Genomic DNA, 1,748 nt, shown 5'->3' with positions numbered 1-1,748 from the left:
GGCGGCGTAGACATTGCCCATGCCACCTACACCTAATACAAAAGCGTTTAGGTGGCTGAGTATTAAAAGCAGGGTGAAGGGTTTTTTAAGTGTGTGCATTTGGTGTTGTTTTGGGTTGATTTTATAACAAAAATTTCTATTATAGCCCTAAATAATCCCATTGAGGAGGTAAAATTCCACTTCTGAAATTACTTGATAGATCCTCAATAAAGGGTAAACGATCACTATGGTAAAAGGCTTCTCATTTTGCAGTACGCAAGTTTTTACATTACCCAAAAACCTATGACAACAGTTAAAAATCAATAAGTTAAAAAATTTGCAAGCCAGCAGTCCAGAAATGATTGCGAATATAGGTTGTTTAATGCACTTGCAAAAAGGCACTAAAATATCGGTTAAACGCTGGGTTGAATTACTAGATAATTAATATATAATGTTAATTTAAATCCAAATAATGGAAGATAACTATGATTTTTCTGAAACTGAAGATTGATAACTTTTATATGTTTAAGGATACGGAGATTGATTTTACCTATCCGAAAAAAATAAAAAATTCAACTATAGAGGGTGAATATTTAGCAGAATTTCCAAATATAAACTATAAAAAAGTCTGTATTTTTATGGGTGCTAATGCCTCTGGAAAAACTTCGCTAGGTAGAATAATGTGTGAAATTAATAATTATTTAGCGGGTAGACCAGTGGAAGATACCCCATCAAAAATCTGTGATAAAGGCAACAATGCCAGTTTTGAAGTTACTTATATCACACCAGAGACCAAAGAAATACACCAACTAAAAGCTGAATTTGATAAGAATGGATTGTTTTTTGAAAGTTATCGATTTTGTAAATTGAATAAAACAGATAGTCTTAAAAAAACATTAGCAAAAGTGGGTGTCTTAGAACCAAAATCAAACTATAGTCAGGAAAATAATTATGGTATTGAAAAGCCTGGATTTAAATCAGTTGCTTATTTAACTGGACATCAGATAGGCGGTGCAACCCACAAGTGGAACTATATGTTTAGCGCATCCAGCACTTCGACAGAGTTAGATGCCAATGTTAATGTAAGTTTATTAAAAGAGTTGTTAATGACTTTTGATCCGTCAATATTTGATGTTGTGGAAATGCCGGAACAGCTGAATAAAAATACTTATATTGTTAAATTTTCTAATGGCGATAATATTATTGTTGATAATGGAAGAATTCTTGATGAAGAAAGATTTTCAAGGGGTACATTGGAATCTGTAGAGGTTGTTAATTTTATTAATTTTTTAATAAAAAAGGATAATGCAACATTGTTTTTAGATGAAAAGATGGCATATTCTCACTCCGAACTTGAAATATCTATGTTAAATTTAATGATTGAGAAATTAGGAGAAAATTCGCAACTGTTTTATACTTCTCATAATTATGATGTTCTAGAAATGAATTTACCATCTCATAGCTATGTTTTTATGAAAAAAGATGAGTTTGTAGAAGTGATGCATCCTGAAAAGTTAGGTTATACGAAAAATGATAGAAATTTGCTTAATTTGGTTAAAAATGATGTGTTCAAAGCCCTACCAGATACCACAAAGATAGAGGCGTTATTGTAATGAGTAGAAAACAGGTTTTTTATTTTTATGAAGGTGAAACGGAAAAGAAGTTATTGGAGTTTTTAAAAAATACAAAAAAATAAGTTCAGGTAAGGTTAGAAAATTCAATCTTTGGAAGGGTCGTTTTCGCAAGATACAAAGAACTATTAATAAAGA

At 31.0% G+C, this 1,748-nt stretch carries 1 protein-coding gene; it reads left to right on the top strand.

What is annotated here, in order from left to right:
- Positions 1-464: 464 nt before the first annotated feature.
- Positions 465-1,592 (top strand): ATP-binding protein, encoded by a 1,128-nt coding sequence (locus BBROOKSOX_RS10600; protein ID WP_139661731.1) that lies wholly within the window; start codon positions 465-467, stop codon positions 1,590-1,592.
- Positions 1,593-1,748: the final 156 nt, after the last annotated feature.

It is taken from the genome of bacterium endosymbiont of Bathymodiolus sp. 5 South, assembly GCF_900128535.1.
Taxonomy (GTDB): Bacteria; Pseudomonadota; Gammaproteobacteria; order PS1; family Pseudothioglobaceae; genus Thiodubiliella.
Note: the sequence above shows the minus strand (reverse complement) of the source record. Positions and strands in the feature narration are given on the sequence as shown.